Annotated in this window: 20 protein-coding genes, 2 tRNA genes and 2 pseudogenes; 11 read left to right on the top strand and 13 right to left on the bottom strand. The window is 72.2% G+C overall.

The features are described 5' to 3' along the window. Positions 1-27: 27 nt before the first annotated feature. Positions 28-1,767, bottom strand: a complete 1,740-nt coding sequence (locus ACN265_RS13140; RefSeq protein WP_421407717.1) for a M28 family peptidase — start codon at positions 1,765-1,767, stop codon at positions 28-30. Positions 1,768-2,045: 278 nt separating this feature from the next. On the opposite strand from ACN265_RS13140, the gene ACN265_RS13135 reads away from it, so the two are divergent. From ACN265_RS13135 to ACN265_RS13120, 4 genes are all read left to right on the top strand, one after another. Next, positions 2,046-2,570, top strand: coding sequence for a PadR family transcriptional regulator (locus ACN265_RS13135; protein ID WP_204928520.1), 525 nt, complete (start codon positions 2,046-2,048; stop codon positions 2,568-2,570). Next, entirely contained in the window at positions 2,567-3,247 is a 681-nt protein-coding gene (locus ACN265_RS13130; RefSeq protein ID WP_204928519.1) for an ABC transporter ATP-binding protein, read from the top strand. The genes ACN265_RS13135 and ACN265_RS13130 overlap by 4 nt, the downstream gene beginning before the upstream one ends. Then, complete coding sequence (locus ACN265_RS13125) at positions 3,244-5,523, top strand: FtsX-like permease family protein (protein WP_421407715.1); 2,280 nt, start codon at positions 3,244-3,246, stop codon at positions 5,521-5,523. The genes ACN265_RS13130 and ACN265_RS13125 overlap by 4 nt, the downstream gene beginning before the upstream one ends. A 116-nt stretch (positions 5,524-5,639) precedes the next feature. Next, positions 5,640-6,707, top strand: coding sequence for a helix-turn-helix transcriptional regulator (locus ACN265_RS13120; RefSeq protein ID WP_421407714.1), 1,068 nt, complete (start codon positions 5,640-5,642; stop codon positions 6,705-6,707). On the opposite strand, the gene ACN265_RS13115 is transcribed toward ACN265_RS13120, so the two are convergent. The 5 genes and pseudogenes from ACN265_RS13115 to ACN265_RS13095 all read right to left on the bottom strand — a co-directional run bounded on the left by ACN265_RS13115 (position 6,654) and on the right by ACN265_RS13095 (position 10,932). Continuing rightward, positions 6,654-8,156 carry a carboxylesterase/lipase family protein gene (locus ACN265_RS13115; RefSeq protein WP_421407711.1) on the bottom strand — a complete coding sequence of 501 codons (1,503 nt, stop codon included), beginning with the start codon at positions 8,154-8,156 and terminating at the stop codon, positions 6,654-6,656. The genes ACN265_RS13120 and ACN265_RS13115 overlap by 54 nt on opposite strands. A 313-nt stretch (positions 8,157-8,469) precedes the next feature. After that, a pseudogene (locus ACN265_RS13110) lies at positions 8,470-8,667 on the bottom strand (hypothetical protein); the annotation flags it as partial. A gap of 301 nt (positions 8,668-8,968) precedes the next feature. Beyond that, positions 8,969-9,592, bottom strand: a complete 624-nt coding sequence (locus tag ACN265_RS13105) for an RICIN domain-containing protein (RefSeq protein WP_421407710.1) — start codon at positions 9,590-9,592, stop codon at positions 8,969-8,971. A 573-nt stretch (positions 9,593-10,165) separates the two neighbouring features. After that, positions 10,166-10,329: pseudogene (locus ACN265_RS13100) on the bottom strand (GntR family transcriptional regulator); the annotation flags it as partial. A 21-nt stretch (positions 10,330-10,350) separates the two neighbouring features. Continuing rightward, positions 10,351-10,932 (bottom strand): HD domain-containing protein, encoded by a 582-nt coding sequence (locus ACN265_RS13095; protein ID WP_420117053.1) that lies wholly within the window; start codon positions 10,930-10,932, stop codon positions 10,351-10,353. Positions 10,933-11,428: 496 nt separating this feature from the next. On the opposite strand from ACN265_RS13095, the gene ACN265_RS13090 reads away from it, so the two are divergent. The 6 genes from ACN265_RS13090 (at position 11,429) to ACN265_RS13065 (ending at position 16,725) form a co-directional block, all read left to right on the top strand. Beyond that, positions 11,429-12,625 carry a helix-turn-helix domain-containing protein gene (locus ACN265_RS13090; RefSeq protein WP_421407708.1) on the top strand — a complete coding sequence of 399 codons (1,197 nt, stop codon included), beginning with the start codon at positions 11,429-11,431 and terminating at the stop codon, positions 12,623-12,625. A 457-nt stretch (positions 12,626-13,082) separates the two neighbouring features. After that, positions 13,083-13,229, top strand: coding sequence for a hypothetical protein (locus ACN265_RS13085; protein ID WP_421407706.1), 147 nt, complete (start codon positions 13,083-13,085; stop codon positions 13,227-13,229). 50 nt (positions 13,230-13,279) lie between these two features. After that, positions 13,280-14,443 (top strand): helix-turn-helix domain-containing protein, encoded by a 1,164-nt coding sequence (locus ACN265_RS13080; protein ID WP_421407704.1) that lies wholly within the window; start codon positions 13,280-13,282, stop codon positions 14,441-14,443. A gap of 180 nt (positions 14,444-14,623) precedes the next feature. After that, positions 14,624-15,145: a hypothetical protein gene (locus tag ACN265_RS13075; protein WP_421407702.1), complete on the top strand. Its 522-nt coding sequence runs from the start codon at positions 14,624-14,626 to the stop codon at positions 15,143-15,145. 125 nt (positions 15,146-15,270) lie between these two features. Beyond that, a complete protein-coding gene (locus tag ACN265_RS13070) occupies positions 15,271-15,936 on the top strand; it encodes an AMIN-like domain-containing (lipo)protein (RefSeq protein ID WP_421407700.1) in 666 nt (221 codons plus the stop codon). A gap of 108 nt (positions 15,937-16,044) precedes the next feature. After that, positions 16,045-16,725, top strand: a complete 681-nt coding sequence (locus tag ACN265_RS13065) for a response regulator transcription factor (protein ID WP_208570657.1) — start codon at positions 16,045-16,047, stop codon at positions 16,723-16,725. Between the two features lie 170 nt (positions 16,726-16,895). Here the strand turns inward: ACN265_RS13065 and ACN265_RS13060 are convergent, their stop codons facing one another. The 6 genes from ACN265_RS13060 to ACN265_RS13035 form a co-directional block, all read right to left on the bottom strand. Next, positions 16,896-17,591 carry a trypsin-like serine protease gene (locus tag ACN265_RS13060; protein WP_421407699.1) on the bottom strand — a complete coding sequence of 232 codons (696 nt, stop codon included), beginning with the start codon at positions 17,589-17,591 and terminating at the stop codon, positions 16,896-16,898. Between the two features lie 296 nt (positions 17,592-17,887). Further along, positions 17,888-19,066: a MalY/PatB family protein gene (locus ACN265_RS13055; protein ID WP_421407697.1), complete on the bottom strand. Its 1,179-nt coding sequence runs from the start codon at positions 19,064-19,066 to the stop codon at positions 17,888-17,890. A gap of 59 nt (positions 19,067-19,125) precedes the next feature. Continuing rightward, a tRNA-Arg gene (locus tag ACN265_RS13050) sits at positions 19,126-19,198 on the bottom strand. Between the two features lie 31 nt (positions 19,199-19,229). After that, positions 19,230-20,429, bottom strand: a complete 1,200-nt coding sequence (locus tag ACN265_RS13045; RefSeq protein ID WP_421407696.1) for an RtcB family protein — start codon at positions 20,427-20,429, stop codon at positions 19,230-19,232. Between the two features lie 24 nt (positions 20,430-20,453). Next, a tRNA-Trp gene (locus ACN265_RS13040) sits at positions 20,454-20,526 on the bottom strand. Positions 20,527-20,817: 291 nt separating this feature from the next. Then, positions 20,818-21,390: a hypothetical protein gene (locus tag ACN265_RS13035; protein ID WP_420117060.1), complete on the bottom strand. Its 573-nt coding sequence runs from the start codon at positions 21,388-21,390 to the stop codon at positions 20,818-20,820. Between the two features lie 67 nt (positions 21,391-21,457). Here ACN265_RS13035 and ACN265_RS13030 point away from each other — a divergent pair, with 67 nt between their 5' ends. Next, entirely contained in the window at positions 21,458-22,234 is a 777-nt protein-coding gene (locus tag ACN265_RS13030) for an alpha/beta hydrolase (protein ID WP_421407694.1), read from the top strand. 29 nt (positions 22,235-22,263) lie between these two features. Here ACN265_RS13030 and ACN265_RS13025 read toward each other — a convergent pair whose 3' ends face one another. Further along, the gene (locus ACN265_RS13025; protein WP_204928503.1) at positions 22,264-22,770 is read right to left on the bottom strand and encodes a DinB family protein; all 507 of its coding nucleotides are present in this window, start codon (positions 22,768-22,770) and stop codon (positions 22,264-22,266) included. Positions 22,771-22,817 lie beyond the last annotated feature (47 nt).

Here is a 22,817-nt window from a genome sequence, read left to right as displayed (position 1 = left end):
ACCAGGTGTCCACCCCACCCGGGTCGGTCAGCTCGCCTGCAACGTCACGTCGTCGATGACGAAGCTGGTCTGCAACGAGGAGTCCTCGGTGCCGGTGAACTTCAGGGTCACCGTCTGCCCGGCGTACGCGCCCACGTCGAACGAGCGCAGCGTGTAGCCGCTGGCCTTGTTGAGGTTGGAGTACGTGGCCAGCGTGGTGCTGCCGACCTGGACCACCAGCTTGTCGTACGCGACGGTGGTGGTCCGCTCGGCGGTGTCGATGTGCAGGTAGAAGGCGAGGGTGTAGGAGGAGCAGCCGGCCGGCACGGTCACCGACTGGGACAGCGTGTCGGTGCTGGTGCTGCCGTTGCCGTTGAGCCACGCCTTGTAGGAGCCGGTGCGGGCCGGCTGGCTGGACGAGTTGGTGATGACGCCGGTGGTGGCCGTCCACGGGCTGGTGCCGGACTCGAAGCCGCCGTTGCCGACGACCTGCCCGCCCGTGCAGCTCCCGGTGCCGCCGGTGACGGTCAGGGTGTAGCTGGCCGTCCGGGTGGCCGAGCCGGTGCCGGTCACGGTCAGCGTGAAGGTGCCGAGGCTGGCGCTCGACGACGCGCTGACCGTCATGGTGGCCGAGCCGCCGGAGGTGACCGACGACGGGCTGAACGCGACGTTCACGCCGCTGGGCGCGCCGGAGGCCGACAGCGCGACGGGCTGGGCGCTGCCGCTGGTGGTGGCGGTGCTGACCGTGGCGGTGGTGGAGCCGCCCCGGGCGACGCCGCCGGCGGTCGGGCTGACCGCGACCGAGAAGTCGTTGGTCGGGGTGCCGCCGCCGACCGCGAGGTCCCAGATGGCGTACGCGACGCCGTCGGCGCTGCGGTTGAGCCCGGTGGCGTTGATGTTGCTGGTGGTGTCGCAGGACGAGTGGTAGCACGGGTCGTACGCGGCGTTGGCGGTGCCACCCCACTTGCTGGCCTGGGCGCTGGTCTTGCGGGCGCTGGCCCCCATCGCGTAGCCCGAGGTGGGGATGCCGGCCTGCTGGAACGAGTAGTCGTCGGAGCGGCCCTGGCCCTCGGTGTTCTCCTCCGGCGACAGCCCGAGGGAGTCCCAGTACGCCTTGAGCGGCGCGGCGGTGGTGGAGGTGACCCGGTTGATGAAGTAGCCGCCGTTGGTCGAGGCGACCATGTCGAAGTTGTAGTACCCCTTGATGTAGCCCTTCTGGGCGGTGGTCAGGGAGTTGACGTAGAACTTCGAGCCCTGCAGGCCCTGCTCCTCGCCGTTCCACCAGGCGAACCGGACCCGCTTGGTCATGGTCGGGCTCTGCTGGGCGAGCACCAGGGCGTTCTCCAGCAGCACCGACGAGCCGGAGCCGTTGTCGTTGATGCCCGGTCCGGCGGCGACGCCGTCGAGGTGCGCGCCGAACATGATCACGTCGTCGGCGGGGCCCTGCGGCCACTCGGCGATCACGTTGTTGCCCCGGTAGGTGCAGGTGGTGCAGGTCTGCTCGGTGACCGTGTAGCCGGCGGCCTGGAGCTTGGACTTCACGTAGGCGACCGAGGCGGTGTAGCCGGCCGAGCCGGCCCGCCGGTTGCCGCCGTTGCTGGTGGCGATGCTCTGGAACTGGGCCAGGTGCGCCTGCACGTTGGCGACCTGGACGTCCGGCGCGGCGAGCGCGGCGACGGCCGGCGCGGCGGTGGCCGGCCGGGCGGTCGGGGTGGCCGAGGCCGGTGGCGCGGCCAGGGCGAGCGTCACCGCGGTGACGGCGGCGATCGCCAGGGTTCTGCGCTTCATGCGAGCTCCTCATGGGGGTCGGCGGGGCATCCGCCCAGGCGTCACCGTCCCGTCTGTCGGAGGCGACCGGGGGGTGGACGGGAGACCCGCGATCCGGGGGTGGGATCGCGGCGGAAACGCCGGGGAAGCAAACACTGACATGTATCAATCTGCGGGTCAATGCGTCGGACGGTGTCACATTCGCGGACGCCGGAGGTCGCGACGCCGGACACCGGTCGGGACGAGGTCGGCGCGGGGTGTAGACAACGCGCGTATACGCGGTGTGTATAGTCCCCCGCATGTCCATCGGCCAGACCTTCCTCGGCCTGCTGGAGGCAACCCCCCGGCACGGCTACGACATCAAACGGCGCTACGACGAACACTTCGGCCACTCCCGCCCGGTCGCCTACGGCCAGGTCTACGCGACCCTGTCCCGGCTGCTGCGCGGCGGCCTCGTCGAGGTGGAGGCGGTCGAGCCCGGCGAGGGCCCCGACCGCAAGCGGTACGCCATCACCGAGGCGGGCGTCGCCGACGTGGCGCAGTGGCTGGCCCGCCCGGAACAGCCCGAGCCCTACCTGCAGAGCGTGCTCTACACCAAGGTCGTGCTCGCCCTGCTCACCGGCCGCGAGGCGGCCGAACTGCTCGACGTGCAGCGCGCCGAGCACCTGCGCCTGATGCGGGAACTGACCCGGCGCAAGCGCGGCGGCGATTTCGCCGAACAGTTGATCTGCGATCACGCACTCTTCCACCTGGAGGCCGACTTGCGCTGGCTGGAACTGACCACCGCCCGGCTCGACGAGCTGGCCGCGCGGGTACGCGCATGAGCGCCCCGCTGCTGGTCGCCGAGGGCCTGCACCGCAGCTTCGGCGAGACCGTCGCGCTGGTCGACGCCGGGCTGCGCATCGACGAGGGCGAGGTGGTCGCGGTGCTCGGCTCGTCCGGCTCCGGCAAGTCCACCCTGCTGCACTGCCTGGCCGGGATCGTCCGCCCCGACCGGGGCCGGGTCGTCTTCGACGGCCGGGACCTGGTGACGATGACCGACGCCCAGCGCAGCGCCCTGCGCCGGGAGGCCTTCGGGTTCGTCTTCCAGTTCGGGCAACTGGTGCCCGAGCTGACCTGCCTGGAGAACGTCGCCCTGCCGCTGCGGCTGGCCCGCGTCGGCCGCCGCGAGGCCGAGCAGCGGGCCGGGCAGTGGCTGGAACGGCTGGAGGTCACCGAGGTGGCCGGTAAGCGCCCCGGCGAGGTCTCCGGCGGCCAGGGGCAACGCGTCGCCGTCGCCCGCGCGCTGGTCACCCGCCCCCGGGTGATCTTCGCCGACGAACCGACCGGCGCGCTGGACTCGCTCAACGGCGAACGGGTCATGCGGCTGCTCACCGAGGCCGCCCGGGACACCGGGGCGGCGGTGGTCCTGGTCACCCACGAGGCACGGGTGGCCGCGTACTCCGACCGGGAGGTCGTGGTGCGCGACGGGCGGACCCGCAACCTGGAGGTGGCGGCGTGACCGGTCGGGGCGCGCTCGCGGACCTGGCGATGGGTGCCCGGATGGCGCTCACCGGCGGCCGGGAGGGTTGGACCCGGGCGCTGCTCACCGCCGTCGGCGTCGGCATCGGGGTGGCCATGCTGTTGCTGGCCACCGCCGTGCCCGGGGCGCTCGACGCCCGGCAGGCGCGCGGCGACGCCCGCGACGACCTGCGGTTCGGCGAACAGGTCGCGGCCGGTCCCGGCACCCTGCTGGTGCACGCGCTGGACACCGAGTTCCGGGGCCGGCCGGTGCGAGGCCGGCTGCTGCGGCCGGAGGGTCCGGCCGCGCCCGTCCCGCCGGGGCTGACCGCCCTGCCCGCCCCCGGCGAGGTGGTCGTCTCCCCCGCCCTGCGCCGGCTGCTCGACTCCTCCGACGGCCCGTTGTTCGCCCCCCGGCTGGGCGGCGCGAAGGTCACCGGGACCATCGCCGACGAGGGCCTCGCCGGCCCCAACGAACTGGCCTACTACCAGGGCGACGACCGGCTGTCCGACACGTCCGGGGCGACCCGGCTGGACAGCTTCGGCGGCGGGCTGCCCGGCGAGGGGTTCGGCCCGGTGCTGATGCTCCTGGTGGCGGTCATCTTCGTGGTGCTGCTGCTGCCCATCGCGGTGTTCCTCGGCTCCGCCGTGCGCTACGGCGGCGAACGACGTGACCGGCGGCTCGCCGCGCTGCGCCTGGTCGGCGCGGACACCACCATGGTCCGGCGGATCGCCGCCGGGGAGGCCGCCGCCGGCGCCCTGCTCGGGGTCGCCGTCGGCATCGGGTTCCTGCTCGCCGGCCGCCAGCTGGTCCCGCTGGTCACCCTCTACGACATCAGCGTGTACGCCGCCGACATCCGGCCGCCCACCGCGCTGCTGCTGGCCGTCGTGCTGGCGGTGCCGGCACTGGCCGTGCTGGTGGCGATGTTGGCGCTGCGCGCGGTCGTGGTGGAGCCGCTCGGGGTGGCCCGGCGCGGCACCCCGGTGCGCCGTCGGCTCTGGTGGCGGCTGTTGCTGCCCGCGGCCGGCCTGGCCCTGCTGCTGCCCGTGGCCGGTCTACGCGAGGGCGACGGCGGGATCACCCGGTGGGTGGTGCCGGCCGGCGCGGTGCTGCTGCTGATCGGCACGGTCACCCTGCTGCCCTGGCTGACCGACCTGCTGGTACGGCGGCTGCGCGGCGGCCCGGTGTCCTGGCAGCTGGCGGTCCGCCGGGTGCAGCTGGACAGCGCCACCTCCGCCCGGCTGGTCAACGGCATCGCCGTCGCCGTCGCCGGCACCATCGGCCTGCAGATGCTCTTCGCCGGGATCGCCGGGGACTTCACCACCGCCAGCGGCCAGGACACCTCCCGGGCGCAGGTGCAGGTGCAGTTCCCGAACCAGCCGGACCTGGCCCGGGTGCTGCGGCAGCTCGGCGGGGCCGAGGGGGTGACGGCCGCGACCGGCACCCTCAGCACCGGGGCCAACGTCGGCGCGCCGGACGGCCCACCGGTGGAGATCCGGGTCGGCGACTGCGCCGCGCTGGCCGAGTTCGCCCACCTCGACCGGTGCGTGGACGGGGACACCTTCCTGGTGTCCGATCCGGGTGACCCGGCGGTCGTCCCCGCCGGCACGACGCTGACCGTCGAGGACGGGTCGCGGTGGCGGGTGCCCACCACGGCGCGGCCCGCGACGGCCCGGCCCGACCCGGCCGGCTGGCTGCAGAACGCGGTGCTGGTCACCCCCGGCGCGGTCGGCCCGCGGACCCTCGGTCCGCTGCGCTCGACGGTCTACCTCCAGCTCGACCCGGCCGCCCCCGACGCGGTCGAACACGTCCGCAACGCCACCGCCGCGATCGACCTGACCACCCCGGTGTCCGTGCTGTCCTCGACCATCGTGTCGCCCCGGTTCGCCGACATCCAGCGCGGCCTGGCCATCGGCACGGTCGTCACCCTGGCGCTGATCGCCACCAGCATGCTGGTCGGCACGTTGGAGCAGCTACGGGAACGCCGCCGCCTGCTGGCGATGCTGGTGGCGGTGGGCACCCGACGCAGCACCCTCGGCTGGTCCGTGCTGTGGCAGACCGCCCTGCCGGTCGGGGTCGGGCTGGTGCTCGCCGCCGGCTTCGGGCTGGGCCTCGGCGCGGCCCTGCTGCGGATGGTGCAGGCCCCCGTCACGGTCGCCTGGCCGGTGGTCGGCTTCTCGGTCGGACTCGGCGCGTTGACCGTCCTGGTGATCACCGGCCTGAGCCTGCCCCTGCTGTGGCGGCTCACCCGCGCCGACGGGCTGCGCACCGAATGACCTCCCGGGTCCGGGTCGGCGACCGCGCCGACCCGGACCGGGTCGCGGTCGGGCCGACGTCGAGTCGCGGTGGTAGAGGCCAGGATGTGGCACCTACCACGGGCAGAATGAGATCCATGCCGACCACGTCCGCCCGACTGCTCGCCCTGCTGTCGCTGCTGCAGAGCCGTCGGGACTGGCCCGGCGGGGTGCTGGCCGAACGCCTCGGCATCAGCCTGCGGACCGTGCGCCGCGACGTCGACCGGCTGCGGGAACTCGGCTACCCCGTCGCCGCCGTCAAGGGCCCCGACGGGGGTTACCGGCTCGACGCCGGCACCGAACTGCCACCGCTGCTGTTCGACGACGAGCAGGCCGTCGCCCTCACCGTCGCGCTCCAGGTCGCGGCGACCGGCGCGGACGGTGCGCTGGCTGACGCCGCCGCGCGGGCGCTGCAGACCGTACGGCAGGTGCTGCCCACCCGGCTGCGGCAGCGGGTCGGGGCGCTCAGCGTGACCGCCGTCGCCCGGCCCGCCACCACGCCGACCGCGCCGGTCGACGGTGGGGTGCTGCTGGCGCTCAGCGCCGCCGTGCGGACCCGCGAGATCCTGCGCTTCGACTACGGGCCCGACAGCACCGACGGGCCGGCCCGGCACGCCGAACCGCACCACGTCGTCACCTGGGACGACCGGTGGTACCTCGTCGCCTGGGACCTCGACCGGGCCGACTGGCGGACCTTCCGCGTCGACCGGATCACCCTGCGCCCGCCCCACGGGCCGCGCTTCACCCCGAGGCCGCTGCCCGGCGGGGACGTCGCCACGTACCTCACCGGGGTGTTCCGGGGGTCGGCCGGCGGGTCGGCGGACTGGCCGTGCCGGGGCACCGTGCTGCTCGACCTGCCCGCGGCGACCGTCGCCCGGTACACCCGCGACGGCCTCGTCGAGGAGGTCGCCCCCGACCGGTGCCGGCTCACCCTCGGGTCGTGGTCCTGGGTGAGCCTCGCCGCCGCCGTCGCCCGGTACGACGCCGCGATCACCGTCGTCGACCCGCCGCCGCTCGCCGACGCGTTCGCGCTGCTGGCCGACCGGTTCGCCCGCACCGCCACCGGTGCTGCCGCCGCCGGGAGGCCGCCGGGTTCCGTCGCCGGGACGCGGTCAGGCCAGCAGCGGGAGCGCGGCGAAGGTGTGGTCCCGCCACAGCAGCCGTGAGGTCTCCTCCGGGTACGCCACGACCGTCGGCCGCTCGTCGAAGACGCGCGTGCCGCGCCCCGCGTCGTACGGCGGCCAGCCGGGGTCGCCGGTCGCGGCGAACGCCGTCCACGCGCTGCGGAACTGCTCGGACAGCTCGTACGCCGCCGGAGGAGGCGGATCACCGATCAGCATCGCGGGCTGCCCGCTGGTCAGGTTGCCGAAGACCAGCGGCACGTCCAGGCCGTGACAGGCGCCGAGGGCGCCGCCCAGGCCCGGCGCCAGCCAGGTCAGCTCGTAGAGGTGCGCCCGGCCGCCACCGGCGACCTGCGCCTCGGCCAGGTGCAGGCTCGGCATCCGGAACAACCAGTCGGCGTTGACCAGCTCGTAGAGCTGCTCGTCGGTGGCGGCCGGGAACGCCTCCCGGTAGCGGTGGGCACCGTCCGGGCCCGGGGCCAGCATCCGCAGCGCCGTCCCGGTCCGCTCGGGCGTGACCTGGCCGAGCACCCCGTCGAGCAGGCTGAACAGCCGGTGCTCGTCGCGGGTGTGCCCGACGAGCAGGTCGACGTCGCGGGCGGCACCGTCGGCCAGCGCCCGCCACGGGGTCGCCGGCAGCACGTCGCCGTCGACGACCGGCGCGAACGGGATCGGCCGGTGGGTGATCTGTCCCCACCGTTCCCGCCACCTGACGATCCCGGCGGAGATCGCCTGCACCACGGCCGGCAGCCGGTCCGCAGCCACCGTCGACAGGTCGGCCAGGGTCGGTCGTACCCCCAGCTCGGCGGCGCAGGCGGCGGTGACGTCGGCGGCCAGCTCGGGCGAGAGGAACGTCCCCGGCACGCTCTGCGCGACCGCCCGCCGCAACAGCCCGGCGGCGCGCGGCATGGCCAGCAGCGCGGCGACCGAACCGCCGCCGGCCGACTGCCCGAAGACCGTCACCCGGCCCGGGTCGCCGCCGAAGGCGCGGATGTTGTCCCGCACCCACTCCAGGGCCGCCACCTGGTCGAGCAGCCCCCGGTTGGCCGGGGCACCGTCGAGCAGCCCGAAACCCTCGAAGCCGAGGCGGTAGTTGAGCGTCACCACCACGGTTGCGCCGCCGGCGAGGTGCCCGCCGTCGTACTCCGGGAGGCCGGAACAGCCGACGAGGTAACCGCCACCGGGAATCCACACCAGCACCGGCAACCCCGCCGCCGGGTCCGGCTCCGGCGTCCACACGTTGAGCGTCAGCCAGTCGTCGCCGGTGGCTTGTGGGGCGGTCCCGAACGCGTCGGGCTGCGGGGGCGGCGGACCGAAGGCGAGCGCCGGGCGTACGCCGTCCCAGCCGCGTACCGGCTGCGGTGCGGCGAACCGGTGGGCACCGACCGGCGGCTCGGCGTACGGGATGCCCCGGAACACCGCCCGGCCCGCCTCCCGGCAGCCACGCAGGACACCGGCCACGGTACGGACTTCCGGCTCGGACTCCGACGGCATGCTGGCCCCTCCCCGCTCCCGGCCGCAGCATCCCAGCGCCCGCCGACCACCGGCAAACCATTTAGGGCCTTCGAACGAGATGTCGGGCACCGCCGGGGCGTGGTCGTCGGTCATCGGTACGAGATCGGGTCGGGGCGGCCGGACACCGGTCATGACGCGGCCCGTTCCGGCCGCGCCGGTGCCAGCTCGACCGCCACGCCGTCCCGCGACCAGCCCGTTGCCACAACCCGGCGTCGTTCCGGTTCCGCGACGATTCAGGAGTCGTCAGGGCCTGACGGCGCGGCAGGGAAGTCGAAGCACTGGCGCCCGGTGGTTATGCCGGTGGTGGGGGTGGGGTGAGCCAGGCTGGGGGTTGTCCGGTGCGGGCGGCGTCGGCAAGGCGGTGGGCGCTGGCGGTCTTCAGTGCCGCGCGTGAGCTGTCGATCCAGCGTTGGACGTTGTCGATGCCCTGGTGGCGGTATTCGACTGCTTGAACGAGCCATTCCAGTTTGTTGGCGTCGCGGGCGACGTCGAGACGTACGTGCTGGCCGGGAGAGAGTTCGGGCGCCATCCCACTCCCCCTTCCGGCATCTCGATAACGCCACGTACACGAGCCTGACCAGAATCCGGATTCGCGTTCCGCCGATGTGGCGGTATCCCCGCACCTTGGATACCGCCACATCGCTGAAACGTAGCCCTGTCGGCGGCCGGGACGGCTGGCACGACCAGTGGGCGAGGGGACGCCGCCAGGGTAGCGCTACGTCGTCCAAGTCCATTGGCCGGCCCGCCACCGACTGCCCGGCCCAACGCCGCGAACGTTCATGGTCATGCCACTAGCTGATAACCCACTTCGCGTAGTCGCCCGCCCCACTCGGAGGCGAGGATGGCGACGAAGAGGGAGAGGGTGCAGGGCTTCCACCCGCATTCAGGCACGACATCAGGACGACGATCGTCCCCGGTGCCGGGTTATTCCCGTAAATAGAGAGACACCAACCGCCTGACAGACCGCTCAGCAATCTGCCACCATTGGTGAGAGTCCACTGTTGGTTGGTGGAGCCGCAGGTCCAGTCGAGCACGGAGGTTCCGTCGGCGGTCACGCCATTCAGGACATCGACACATCGGCTCGGATCGGCTTGGGAGGAAAGGCTGCCAGCGTTCCCAGCACTGAAAGCCCAGCTCATAGGCTTCCCACCTTGGGCGCATGGCATGACGACCAGCGGTGCGCCATCGAACATGTTGCCGTTGTAGAGCGTCAGACACAATCCGGAGTCTGGATTCTTGAGCTGATAGTAGTTAGCGTTGACACCCGCCTGTGTGCCATTCCGATCGGACGCTTCCAGGTGCGCCGTCGCGCCGGCGGCCGGCCACACCAGAAGACTCAGCGCGAGAAGGACGGCTCCGAATCCTGCCGTGAGGGCACGACGATCACGATGGAGATGATTCATGCGTTGATCCATTCGTAGATGTGAATGCCACTCATGAGTATCCGGACGCGAGAAGGAGATTGCAATAGCCGTTCGACCATTGCATCGATCACCGCCCCTCCTCCTGATCGCCTAGCGATATTTCCGAGACGCGGGCACCAGGCGTGGGAATGCCGGTTTGCGGCAGGAAAACGCGGTGTTGCGGGCGGAGAACAGCGACCGGTACTGGGCGGCGCGGAGCGGCAAGAAGACAGTGCAAGCGTCGACACAGGTCAACCTGCGCCTGAACCGATGGCGTCCGGCACCTGCTCAAGGCCCCGGATCGTCACCAGTCGACAGGTTCAGGCCGCATCCCGCGGCGGGGCTTCCCAAAATTGGGCGAGGGTCAGCGACCCACGCGGATGCGGTCGGCAGCGTACAGCTCGCGGGAGCCGTCGGCGCGGAAGATCACGATGACCGGGATGCCCTCAGCCATCTTCCAGCTCGCGTCGCTCGGCGGGGGCAGGCATCCGGGCGGTAGCGGTGTCGCCCTTGAGGAGAGTCACCGTCTCGGTCAGCTCGACGGCGCGGACGAACGTGCCGCGCGGTGGTTCCTCGATGACGCGCGACGCCCACGCCAGGCAGGGTCCCGGTCATGCCCCTGATCCGTAGCACCTGCATGACGCGGGCTCAGTAACGCGATAGTGCTCGATCAACTCTCGGCGTCTGGGCAGCTTGGAGCCGGGCGGGAACTCACCGGACTTGATGCGTTCGGCGAGGTCGTCGGCGATCTGCTCATAGGTGGCTGGTGGCTATGCCGGTGGTGGGCGAGGGGTGAGCCAGGCGAGGGGTTGTCCGGTGAGGGCGGCGTCGGCGAGGCGGTGGGCGCTGGCGGTCTTCAGCGCCGCGCGTGAGCTGTCGATCCAGCGTTGGACGTTGTCGATGCCCTGGTGGCGGTATTCGACTGCCTGGACGAGGCATTCGAGTTTGTCGGCGTCGCGGGCGACGACGGCCTCCGGTGTCTCGCCCGCTTCGTATTCTGCGACAGCGGCGTTGATGAGGTCGGCGACAACCGGCGGGCAGGCGGCGACCTGGTCGGCGGTGACCATGGTGTTGGGTGCGGCGGTGAGGTAGCGGCGGGCGATGTGGGGGATGTCGGTGATCCGGGTTTCCTGGGTGTCGTGCAGGACGCACAGCATCGACACCCGGGCCGGGTCGGCACCTTCCATGGCGGCGAGCATCATCCCGATCAGCGCGGTCCGGAACGAGTGGTCGGCGATGGACTCGGGGTGCTTGATGCCGGCGAACCACCAGCCGGTACGGGCGGCGCGTTTGAGTACGCCAGCCTCGAAGATGAAGCTCATGGCTCCGGCGGCGTCGTGGTCGTCGTTCATCTGCCCGTCCCTGTGCCGGTGACTCCGTCTGCTCGCAGGCTGTAGACGATAGAGGGTTGGCTCTTCGGCTGCTTGCACAGTTTCTTTTGATCGATCCGGATCATTCGTTCGGGACGCGAAGGTCGATCCGTGGGGTCAGCGCCCACGTTCGGGCCGAGTGGCCCAAGCCGCAGCAGCGGCCCAAAGCATGAGGCAGACGAATAGGCAACTCAGCGCGCCACACAGCAACATGGCCCCAGCCTCGATGCCCTCCGTAAGCACCCAGCCAGCCGTGCTCGCAGCGTGCCCCATGCGGCGGTCAACGCCGATCACGTACGGCGCACTCGACGGGCCGAATAGATGATCTCGACTTCGGATGATGTGCGTGGACGGAACCCAACGGAACATCCGGAGGTTGCAGGCGAGGGGGGACTCTGCGCGCGACGTGTCGGGGTACCGTCCGACGAGGTGGCTGCCGGTTGAGGTTGCCAGGGCCTCGTGAGCTTGGAGCGGCGCTATGGTCTCGCCCGTTGATCCGCGCTTCGGCACAGCTCTGCGTGAGCTTAGGCAGCGGCGAGGTTTGTCGCTTCGGCTCCTGGGACAGCTTGCTCATCGGAGCAAGAGTCATCTGCACGAGTTGGAGGCGGGGCTCAAGGCTCCGACGGTCGACACGGCACGTCACCTGGACCGGGTTCTCGAAGCGGGGGGTGCGCTCGCTCGGTTGGCAGATGCGCCAGTCGACCATGCAGCCGAGGCCGGTGAGCTGCGGGCGAGAGTTGCCGCCAGCGATGTCAGCGGGGACATCCTGGATCGGATCGAGCAGGGTGTTGACGATCTCGCCAGTTCCTATCCGACGATGGCTCCTACGGATCTCTTGCCGTTGGTGCGGCGGCACCTTTCCTACGTGGGCCGGCTGCTGGATGGCCGGGTGACGCTCGCGCAGCAGCGACGGCTGTTGGTGGCCGGTGGCTGGCTGGCGGTGCTGCGGGCGACGGTTCACATCGACCTGCGGCAACGGACTGCTGCGGTTGCTCACCTGCGTGCTGCTCATGATCTTGCCGAACATGCTGAGCATGGCGAGATCCAGGCGTGGTGTCTCGAAACCCGGGCCTGGGACGTGTTGACCCAAGGTGACTACCAGGCGGCACTCGATCTTTCCCGTCAAGCGCAGCGGGTCGCTCCGAGGGGGAGTTCTGCCCGCATTCAGGCGACTGCTCAGGAGGCTCGTGCATGGGCGCGGATCGGGGACATCGGTGCGACCCGGCGAGCATTGGACCGGGTGGAGCGTCTGACGGCGAATCTGCCCGTCCCTGAGCGGGCCGAGCACCACTATCGCTACGACCCGGCCAAGGCCGCCGCATACACGGCCACGACTTTGGCGTGGGCGGGTGACCCCGGTGCGGAGCAGGTGGCGCGGGCGGTGCTGACCGAGTTGGACCCGCACGGCGACGGTGGAGCACGGCCCCGCCGATCGGCGTCGGCCCGCCTCGACCTCGGTCTCGCCCTGGTCGCCGCCGGCCAGCCGGACGAGGCGGTTGCTTTGGGGGCGCAGGCGGTGACGTCCGGCCGGGTGGTGCCGTCGAACTGGTGGCGGGCTGCGGAGTTGCTGGCAAAGGTGGAGCAGTCGGGAGCACCCGAGGCGTCGACACTGCGTGACGCGTGCATGGAGTACGCACCCGGACGGCAGCCACCAGCGGACAGCACGCTCGGTTAGCGGACGATCACCTTCTGGATCGAAGGCGAGTCGGGCGGCACGCTGAACCTCACTGAAGCCGGACACGGGACGAGGCACATCAGCAGGGCCCTCCGCGTCCTGACGACGGGGGGTCGGTCATATGACGGTGAGTATCGGACTTCTACGGCGGGTCGTCAGCCGGTACTTCCCGGGGACGGTGAGCGGTGACCAGCCACGACCCACCGGTTGGACAGGCAACCGCGAGCAGTACATCAGCGATTAACAGCGCCTGGGCCTGCCGAACCTGCCCAGGATGAGCGCGACTGACCGGATGGCCTCGGATGACACCCGATCCGGCCGGACGGCCGACAGTTCACCACGGAATCGACCCGCGTAGGAGCGGCCCCATGCAGCACGGCTCTGTCGTCAACCCCTGGTCCCACCACCACACCACGGCAGACAGCCTCGTTGCCGGAGCCGGAGAGCGGGAGCGCTCGTGATTCCCGGTCTGCTGTCGGTCCTGTTCGGGGGGTTGGTGCCGGGCTTCCTGCTGGGGCTGCTCGCGTTCCGGGTCAAGTCCCGGTGGTGTCCCCGCTGCGGCGGGTCCACCCACACCATGCCGGTACCGGGGCACGACCGGTGACCGGCCCCGGCCGGCAGCGAACCGGAAACGAGCCGGCGATCGGCCGCCGGATGGCCGAGCTACGCGCCCGGCGGGGCATGAGCCAGCAGGTCTTCGCCGACCGGATCGGCAAGTCCAAGAGCTGGGTCGACAAGGTGGAACGGGGGGTGCGTACCCTCGATCGGCTCTCCGTCATCGACACCGTGGCCGGCGCGCTCGGTGTCGCGCCGCAACTGTTGCTCGCCGGGCGGAACCCGCCGGCACCGGTCACCGACGTCGGTGCCGGCATGGAACGGGTCAGGGCGGCGCTGGCCCGCCACGACCCCCCGGCGTCCGTCCCGGCCGGTCCCCTGCTGCGGCAACTCGACGACCAGGCCGGCTACGCCTGGGCGGCGTACCGCAACGGGCAGCACCCGCAGGTGCTGCGGATGCTGCCCGACCTGCTCGCCGACAGCCGTCACGCCGGCCACACCGGCCCGGTGGACCCGCCCGTCCTCGACCTGCTGGTGCGGGTGCACCGGCTCACCGCCCAGACGCTGGTCAAGCTCGGCGACGCCCACCTGGCCTGGCTGGCCGCCGACCGCGCCATGATGACCGCCACCCGTGGCGACCCGGTGCGGATCGGCCGGGCGGCGGTGACCCTCGCGCAGGTGCTCCGGGCGCTGCGGCGGGGCCGGCTGGCCAGGACCGCCGCCCTCACCGCCGTACGCCAGCTCGACCCGGCGGCGGCGCAGGGCGACCCGCCGGCGCTGGCCCTGACCGGGGCGCTGCTGATCGAGGCCGCCCTCGCCGCCGCCAGCTACGGCGACGCCGCCACCGCCCACGACCTGACCGAACGCGCCGCCCCGCTCGCCACCGCCGACGAGCCGCCCGACCCGGACGGCATCACGTTCGGCCCGACCAGCGTCGCACTCGCCCGCGCCCTGACCGCCACCCACCTCGGCGACCACCACCGGGCCGTCGACCTGCACCGCCGGGCCACCGGGCAGGAAGGCTGGCGGCAACTCCCCGCCGAACACCGCGCCGCCCACCTCATCGACATCACCCGCAGCCACCTCGACCTGGGCGACCCCGACGCCGCCGGGCGGGCCCTGCTCACCGCCGACCGCACCGCCCCCGGTGAGACCCGCAGCCGCCCCGCCGCCCGCGCCGCCCTGACCGCCGTGCTCCGCACGGGCCCCACCCCGGCCGACGTCGCCCGCCTCGCCGACACCATCGGGCTGACCCGCCCCTGACCTGTACACCTCGTGGCCGGACCGGCCGTGGAGTGATGTCCAGGAAGCGCACCTGACAATCAGCCAGCAAACCGCCAACGAGTTCGGACCGGTAAGCGGCTACTACGCCTATCGCCGGCCCTGAGCCCCAGCGGCCCTCCTGAACTGGTCGATCTCCTGGGGGACAAGCACAATGACGGCATGAGTCTTGCCGCAGTCCGTGCGGATGTCGCGGTGATCGACGACCTGTTGCGGTACGTCGCCAAGCGCCCGGTCGACCTCAGCGATCCGAACGCGCTGGCCGAGATCCGAAAGGCGCAGTCGCCGGTGGAGGAAGCCGGGGTGGCGGCCGAGGCGTCCGCCGCGCTCGATGCGCTGTTGGATGCGTACGAGACCGGCGGAGCGCCGGCCCGTGAGGAGGTCCGAGACATCTTTCGGGCTTACCCGTCCTTCCGCTGGGCTGCCCACCTACCGGTGGTGTGGAATTCGGTCGGAGAGTTCCGCCGACGACTTGTCCATGTCTCCGCTATGGATCAGGGTGCCGATCCGCGCGACGAGCTGATGACGATCTGGTGGCTGTGCAACCGAGCCCGCGAGTGCGCCATCGACGTCGAACCGGTGCTCCGCGAGGTGGCGAACCTGTCATCCGACGCGGATCTCTACGGGATCGGCTCGATGCAGATGCTGATCATGCGAGGGCTGGAGGTACACGACCTCGGCTAGCAGTCGCGACAGGGAGCCTGTCACGATCGTGGGCAGCCTCCCCACCCAGACCACCTGCTTGAGCCAGGCCGCCGCCATCGGCCTGACCCGCGCCTGAGCGCAGGAGGCGACGAGGGTCGCGGTTGTTGCCCCGCTGTTACGTCACGGTGCGGGCGCTGTGGCACAGGTGGCGCACCGTCGACCTCGACCGGCCACCGTGGCCGGACACCGTCGACCGGGAGGTCACCATGCGTTCCACCAGGACCCTGATGGCGGCCACGGCCGTGCTGGCCGTGCTGCTCACCACCGTCGGTACGGCGACCGCCGCCGGCCGGCTCCGCGCCGACGTCACCGCCGCACCCTACTGCGGGATCACCTGGGGCAGCGCCGGGAAGACCGGGGGCGACCTGAACCCCGCCCCGCTGCTGACCACCCGCACCGGCCAGCAGGACTGCTACGACCGGCTGGTCTTCGAGTTCGACGGGAACGCCGACGGCTACTCGGTCGGCTACGGCGAGGTGTTCACCGAGGGGCAGGGGTTGGCGATGTCGCCGTACACGGCGGGCGGGGCGGTGCTGCGGGTGCAGTTGCGGGAGCCGGCCGTGGGCTACCCGTACCGGGCCGGCGACCACGTGGCGGCGGTGCTCGGCTACCGCACCCTGCGCGACGTCGTCTACGGCGGCACCTTCGAGGGCTACAGCACCTTCGCCGTCGGCGTCCGGGCGCAGTTGCCGTTCCGGGTGCTGCTGCTCGCCGGCCCCGGCACGCACAGCCGGATCGTGCTCGACGTGGCGCACCAGTGGCAGGAGTGACCGCGACGGTGACCACCGGTCGGGCCGGGGGCCGACGTCGATCGGCTCCCGGCACCGGCCGTTGCGCCGGGTCGGGACCGACCGCCCCGGGACTACCCTGGGAACACCATGGACGGCCGGGTGCTGCTGGTCGAGGACGATGCCTCCATTCGGGAGGTCACCGCCCTCGGTCTGCGCCGGGCCGGGTTCCGGGTCAGCACCGCCGCCGACGGCCGCACCGCGCTGGCCACCTGGCGGGCCCAGCAGGTCGACCTGATCGTCCTGGACGTGCTACTGCCCGGCCTCGACGGGTTGGAGGTCTGCCGGGCGGTCCGGCGCAGCAGCCAGCTGCCGATCCTGCTGCTCACCGACAGCACCGACCCCATCGACGTGGTGGTCGGCCTGGAGTGTGGGGCCGACGACTGCCTGCGTAAACCGTTCGACCTGGCGGAACTGGTGGCCCGGGTCCGGGCGGCGCTGCGGCGGGGGTACGCCGTGCCCACCGAACCCGTGCTGACGGTCGGGCCACTGGAGGTCGACCCGGCCCGCTTCGTGGCCCGCCGCGACGGGCGGGAACTGCCCCTCACCGCCACCGAGTTCCGGCTGCTGACCGAGCTGGCCCGCCGGCCCGGTCAGGTGTTCACCCGGGAGGCGCTGCTGGACCGGGTGTGGCGGCACTCCCACCTCGGCGACTCCCGCCTGGTCGACGTGGCCGTGCAGCGGCTACGGGCCAAGGTCGACCACGACCCGGCCGCCTCCCGGCTGGTGCGCACCGTACGCGGGGTCGGCTACAAACTCGACGCGGCGTGACCTCGCCCCTCGTGACCGACCGGTGGTGTCCCCGCTGCGGCGAAGCCACCCACCCCGTGCCGGTGCCGGGGCACGACCGGTGACCGGCCCCGGCGCGGCAGCGCCCCGGCACCGAGCCAGGTCACGACCCCAGGTGGCCGGTCCGGGGGCCGGACCGGCCACCCCGACGCTCAGCTGGGCCCGACGCCGCTTACGGCCTCGATCCAATCGGCGAGATAGTGGGTCGTCAGGCCGTAGGCCAGGTCCGTCTCGTTGTTCGCGATGTGGACACCGTAGATTTTGTCGAGCCAGTAGATCCCGGCCCCGGAATCACCCTGCCCCGGCACGCCGCTTCCATAGCTGACCATTCGCATGGCGCTGTTGCCGGCCCCCACGAGATCGTGGTGAATGTTGTAGTCCGTCACCCGCATGCCGCAGATCCGCAGGAAGGAGGCGGGAGTGGTACTCCCGCGGGTGGTGGCCCCCCAACCGCTGATCGACGGGGTGGAGTTGATGGGGGGATATGCCAGCGAGTAGCCCACGACGATCCGGGACCAGTTCGGGACGTCCTGCCAGAGGTTGAGGAGCATCGCGTCCTGGAAGGGCTCCTTGTAGATTCCGGCGATCGCCATCAGGTGGCCCTTGGCGAGCGTGCGCTCGCCTGCGGCGACCAGGCTGTTGTTGACGTTACCGCCGGTGTTGTCGAAACAGTGGCGGGCCGTGAGGACCCAGTTGCTGGCGATGAGCGTGCCGGTGCACTTGTAGGAGTCGTTGACGAAGATCTGCACCTGACCGCGCAGGTAACCGGCGGAGTTTCCGCCGATGACGGCGCCGGCCGGCTGCGCGGTGCCGGCCACGGCGGCAATGGGAGTCAGGGACAGGGTCACCGCAACGGCGACCCGCCGCAGTAACGATGGTGTACGCATACGTCTCTCCACTTCAGTACAGGTGTAGGGATTCCCGATGCCGTTTCGGCAGTGGGTCGCCGGCTCGCGGACGTGTCGGCCACCGGATTGGGACTACTCGATCCTGTACTGCGTATGGGGATCGGCATATCCCGCCTGCTGGTCACCTCGTGGTGGCGCAGGCCGTATGCCAGAACTCCAGAGTGGAGGATTGACGCCAGACGGCTCCGTATGGGATGGGGCAGGGGTCTTCAGCACGCCCCCCGGAGCCGCTGCGCTCAGGTGACGGCGGTGGCCATCCGGCGTACCGCCTCGGTGAGCAGCTCCGGGGAGGTGGCCAGGTTCAGCCGGACGTGACCGACGCCGCCGGTGCCGAAGGCCAGACCGGAGTTGAGCGCCACCCGGCCCCGCTCCAGGAGAACGGCGGCGGGGTCGTCGCCGAGGCCCAGCCCCCGACAGTCGAGCCAGGCGAGGTAGGTGGCCTGTCCGGGTCGGTACCGGACGGCCGGCAGGTGCTCGGCGAGCAGCGCGGCGAGGAGCCGACGGTTGTCGTCCAGGCCGGTCAGCAGGGCGTCGAGCCAGTCACCCCCGTCCCGGAACGCGGCGGTGTGGGCGATCACCCCGAGGTGGCTGGTGCCGACGCTGACCTCGAAGGGAACCCGGGCGACGTCCCCGGCGGCGGCCGGGCCGGCGACGAGCAGCCCACCCCGCAGACCGGCCAGGTTCCACCCCTTGGAGGCGGACATCAGCGACAGGCCGTGCTCCGCGCCGGGCACCGAGAGGTACGGCACGAAGCGCGCTCCCGCGCCGACCAGCGGGGCGTGGATCTCGTCGGCGACCACCCGCACCCCGTACCGCCCGGCCAGCGCGGCGACGGCGGTCAACTCGTCGGCGGTGTGCAGGACGCCCGTCGGGTTGTGCGGGTTGCAGAGCAGGTACGCCGCCGGTCGCCCGCCGGAGCGGGCCTCCCGGAACGTCTCTTCCAGGGTGCCGAGGTCGATCCGCAGGTCGTCGCCGAGCGGTGCCTCCACGATCCGGCGGCCGGCGTACCCGACGAACCCGTAGAACGGCGGGTAGACCGGGCAGTTGACGACCACCGCGTCACCGGGCCCGGTGAGCAGCCGCAACGCCTCGACCACGCCGTGCATCACGTCGGGCACCAGCGCGGTCCGCTCCACGGCCAGCCCGTCCCAGCCCCACCGACGCCTGGCGAACTCCGCCAGTGCCTCCGGGTACGCCGTGCCGGCAGAATAGCCGGTGTCCCCGAGCGCGACGGCGTCGGTGATGGCCCGCGCGACCGGCTCGGCGAGCGGCACGTCCATCTCCGCCACCCAGAGCGGCAGCACGTCGTCCGGGTACTCCCGCCACTTGACGCTCGTCCGTCGCCGCAGCTGGTCCAGCCGAAGCTGGCGCAGGGGATTCGCCTGGTCCCGGGAGCCCTGGTGCGCACCACTCATGACGTGAAGACTATTCCGCCCCCTGCCACCGCGCGGTCGCACGGCAGCCGGGCGGAGAGTGCCCCGACCAGGATTCGAACCTGGGCTCTCCGGTTTCGTAGACCGGCGCGCTGTCCGCTGCGCCACCGGGGCTCACGGCCGACGCCCGGGGGCGTCGGCCGGTCTAACCCTTCACACACACCACCTGCTTGAGGTGGGCCACCACCTCGACCAGGTCGTCCTGCTGCGCCATGACCTCGGTGATGTCCTTGTACGCGCCGGGGATCTCGTCGACCACCCCGGCGTCCTTGCGGCACTCCACCCCGGCGGTCTGCCCCGCCAGGTCGTCAACGGTGAACGTCCGCTTCGCCTGCGCCCGCGACATCCGCCGCCCGGCCCCGTGCGACGCCGAGCAGTACGCGTCCGGGTTCCCCCGCCCCCGCACGATGTACGACCCGGTGCCCATCGACCCCGGGATGATGCCCAGGTCCCCCCGGCCGGCCCGGATCGCCCCCTTGCGGGTCACCAGCACGTCCACCCCGTCGTAGTGCTCCTCCGCCACGTAGTTGTGGTGGCAGGAGATCGGCTCCCCGTAGCTGACCTGCGGGAAGGCGTCCCGCACCACGCCGCAGAGCAGGGCCAGCATGACCGCCCGGTTGCGCCGCGCGTACTCCTGCGCCCACCACAGGTCCCGCCGGTAGGCGTCCATCTCCGGGGTGCCGGCGAGGAACACCGCCAGGTCCCGGTCGGGCAGGTCGGTGTTGTGCGGCAGGGCACGGGCCACCCCGATGTGCCGCTCGGCCAGCTCCTTGCCGATGTTGCGGGAACCGGAGTGCAGCATCAACCAGACCTGCCCGGCGTCCGGGCCGTCCTGCTCGACGCAGACCTCGATGAAGTGGTTGCCCCCACCGAGGGTGCCGAGCTGGTGCCGGGCCCGGCTCTCCAGCTGCGCCACCCGGCGGTCCAGGGTGGCGAACCGGGCCCAGAAGTCGTCCCAGCCGCGCTGCTCCAGGCCCCGCACCCGACGCGGGTCGACCGGGTCGTCCCGCTTGGCGAAACCGACCGGCACCACCGCCTCGATCGCCGACCGCAGCGGTGCGAGGTCGTCGGGCAGGTCGGCGGCGGTGAGCGAGGTGCGGACCGCGCTCATCCCGCAGCCGATGTCCACCCCGACGGCGGCCGGCGAGACGGCCTGCCGCATCGCGATCACCGAGCCGACGGTGGCGCCCTTGCCGTAGTGCACGTCCGGCATCACGGCGACGCCCTGCACCCAGGGCAGCGCGCCGATGTTGCGCAACTGCTGCGCGGCCTGCGGCTCGATGCCGTACGGGTCGGTCCAGACCCGTACCGGCGCCTTCGTGCCCGGCAGCGGGGTGAATGCCATGGTCGTTCTCCTCGTTCGTGGGAGCAGGGGTGACAGGATTCGAACCTGCGACCGTCGGGTTTGGAATCCGGTGCTCTACCCGTTGAGCTACACCCCTCGGCGGGTGTCGGGGATCGAAAAAGCCGCCCGGTCCCCTGGTGGGGTGGGCGGCTGCGCAGGTCGCGCCGGCGCTATCCGCGCCGCCACCCCGATCGCCACCGACAACCCCGGGTTCGTTCGCCGGCTGGCAACAGCACGCCGCCGCGCGGCTGGGACCGCGTGGTCTCGGTGCTGAGGTACGGCGACACGGTGTGCTCCCCGGTTGGTCGGTGTGACGTTGCCGTTGAACCTAGGCGGACGCCCGCACCGCCGCAAACGGATATCCACGTTCGCGCTGCTGACGTTCCGGCTATCGAGGCCCGCAGATCATGGGGAGCATGTCGAGCCAGACGCTGCCCACGATGGCGACCGGGTAGCGGGCCTCCCTGACCTGCCCGTCGGCGGTCTGCACGGAGAACCGCACCGACAGCGGCTCCGGTGTGGCCGGCTCCCCGCACTGGAACAGCACCACCACGTCGATCCAGCCGGTGCCGCCGGCCCGGATCAGCCGGGTCCGGCCGAGATCGCGGATGACCGTGGTGGGGCTCTCCGCCTGCACCGACCGTACCGTGATCGGGGACGGCCCGGCGTTGACCACGGCCAGCGACCCTTCGATCCGGGCTCGGCCCCCGGAGTTCACGCCGCCTCCGCTCGTTCCGGTGGCGACGGCCACCAGCGCCACCGTCGCGTCCCGCTCCTGCCGGGCACGGGCCTCCCGCGACCGGTCGACGCCCCAGCCGCCCAGCACGACGCCGGCCGCGAAGGCGGCCACCAGGCCGAGGACTGCCCCGGGCCGGGCGGTACGCCGGACGCGGCCGGTGGTCGGCCCGACGGGTTCGTTCCGGTGCGCGTCCAGGTCGATCACGGCGTCCTCGGCGGGCATGGCGACAGCCTAGGGCCGCTGGCGGCGACGTCGTGTCCGGCAGGGCCGGCACGCGGTACGGTCGGCCATGGCATTGATGCGGTGCGAGTTCGACTCCGAGGCCCTGGGCATGAGCACGTCGATGACGGTGATCCTGCCGCAACCCGACCCGGCACGGCCGACGCCCGCCGACGCGGGCCCGCCGGTGCTCTACCTGCTGCACGGCCTCAGCGACGACGACACCGCCTGGACCCGCCAGACCGCGATCGAGCGTTACGTGGCCCCGCTGGGCCTGGCCGTGGTGATGCCCCAGGCCGGGCGCAGCTTCTACACCGACGAGACGCACGGCAACCGGTACTGGACGTTCCTCACCGACGAACTGCCGCAGGTCTGCCGGTCGTTCTTCCGGCTCTCCGAGCGCCGGGAGGACACCTTCGTCGCCGGGCTGTCGATGGGCGGCTACGGGGCGGTGAAGTGGGCGCTGCGGCAGCCGGAGCGGTTCGCCGCCGCGGCCAGCCTGTCGGGGGCGCTGAACGTCGCCCACCGCCGCCACGCCCCCGACCGTCCGCTCGACCCGGACGTCTGGCACACCGTCTGGGGCGACGCCCCGACCGCCGGCCCCGACGACGACACCGTGGCGCTGGTCGGTCGGGCCGGAGCCGACACTCCCCCGCTCTACGTCGCCTGCGGCACCGAGGACTTCCTCTACGACGACAACGAACGTTTCGTCGCGGCGGCCCGGGGCCGGGGCGTGCCGGTGACCGTGGACTTCTCCCCCGGCGACCACGACTGGCCGTACTGGGACGCCACGATCCGCGACGTGCTGGCCTGGCTGCCGCTGCGCACCCGACCGGCCGCCGGCTGAGCCGGGTCGGGTCGGGTCGGGTCGGCGGGTCAGACGCCCACGCTGCCGTCGACGGCCTCCCGCAGCAGGTCGGCGTGGCCGTTGTGGCGGGCGTACTCGTGCATCATGTGCAGCATCACCAGGCGCAGCGACACGTCCTCGCCCCAGCGCGCCTGGTGACCGGTGACGTCGAGCGAGGCCGCCGCCCGCTCGATCCGCCGGGAGTGCTCCACCTCCCGCTGCCACGCCGCGAACGCCTCCGCCCCGGTGGACCCGCTCGGGTCGTACGCCTGCTGGTAGTCGCCGGTGTCCGACCAGAGCAGCGGCACGTCCTGCGCGTCGATCACCCGCCGGAACCAGGCGCGCTCCACCTCGGCGAGGTGCCGCAGCAGGCCGAGCAGGGTCAGCTGCGACGACGGCACGGCCCGCTGGCGCAGTTCCTCGTCGGTCAGCCCCTCGCACTTCATGGCGAGGGTGGCCCGGTGGAAGTCGAGGAAGGCACGCAGCGTCTCCCGCTCCCCGGCGAGCAGCGGCGGGCCGATCCGTTCGGTGGTCATGTCGGGTCCTTCACGGGACGGGACCGCCCCGGGCGGGCGGCCGGGAG

The organism is Micromonospora sp. WMMD730 (assembly GCF_049178955.1).
In the GTDB taxonomy this organism is placed as follows: domain Bacteria; phylum Actinomycetota; class Actinomycetes; order Mycobacteriales; family Micromonosporaceae; genus Micromonospora; species Micromonospora wenchangensis.
This window is presented reverse-complemented; position numbering and strand designations above follow the sequence as displayed.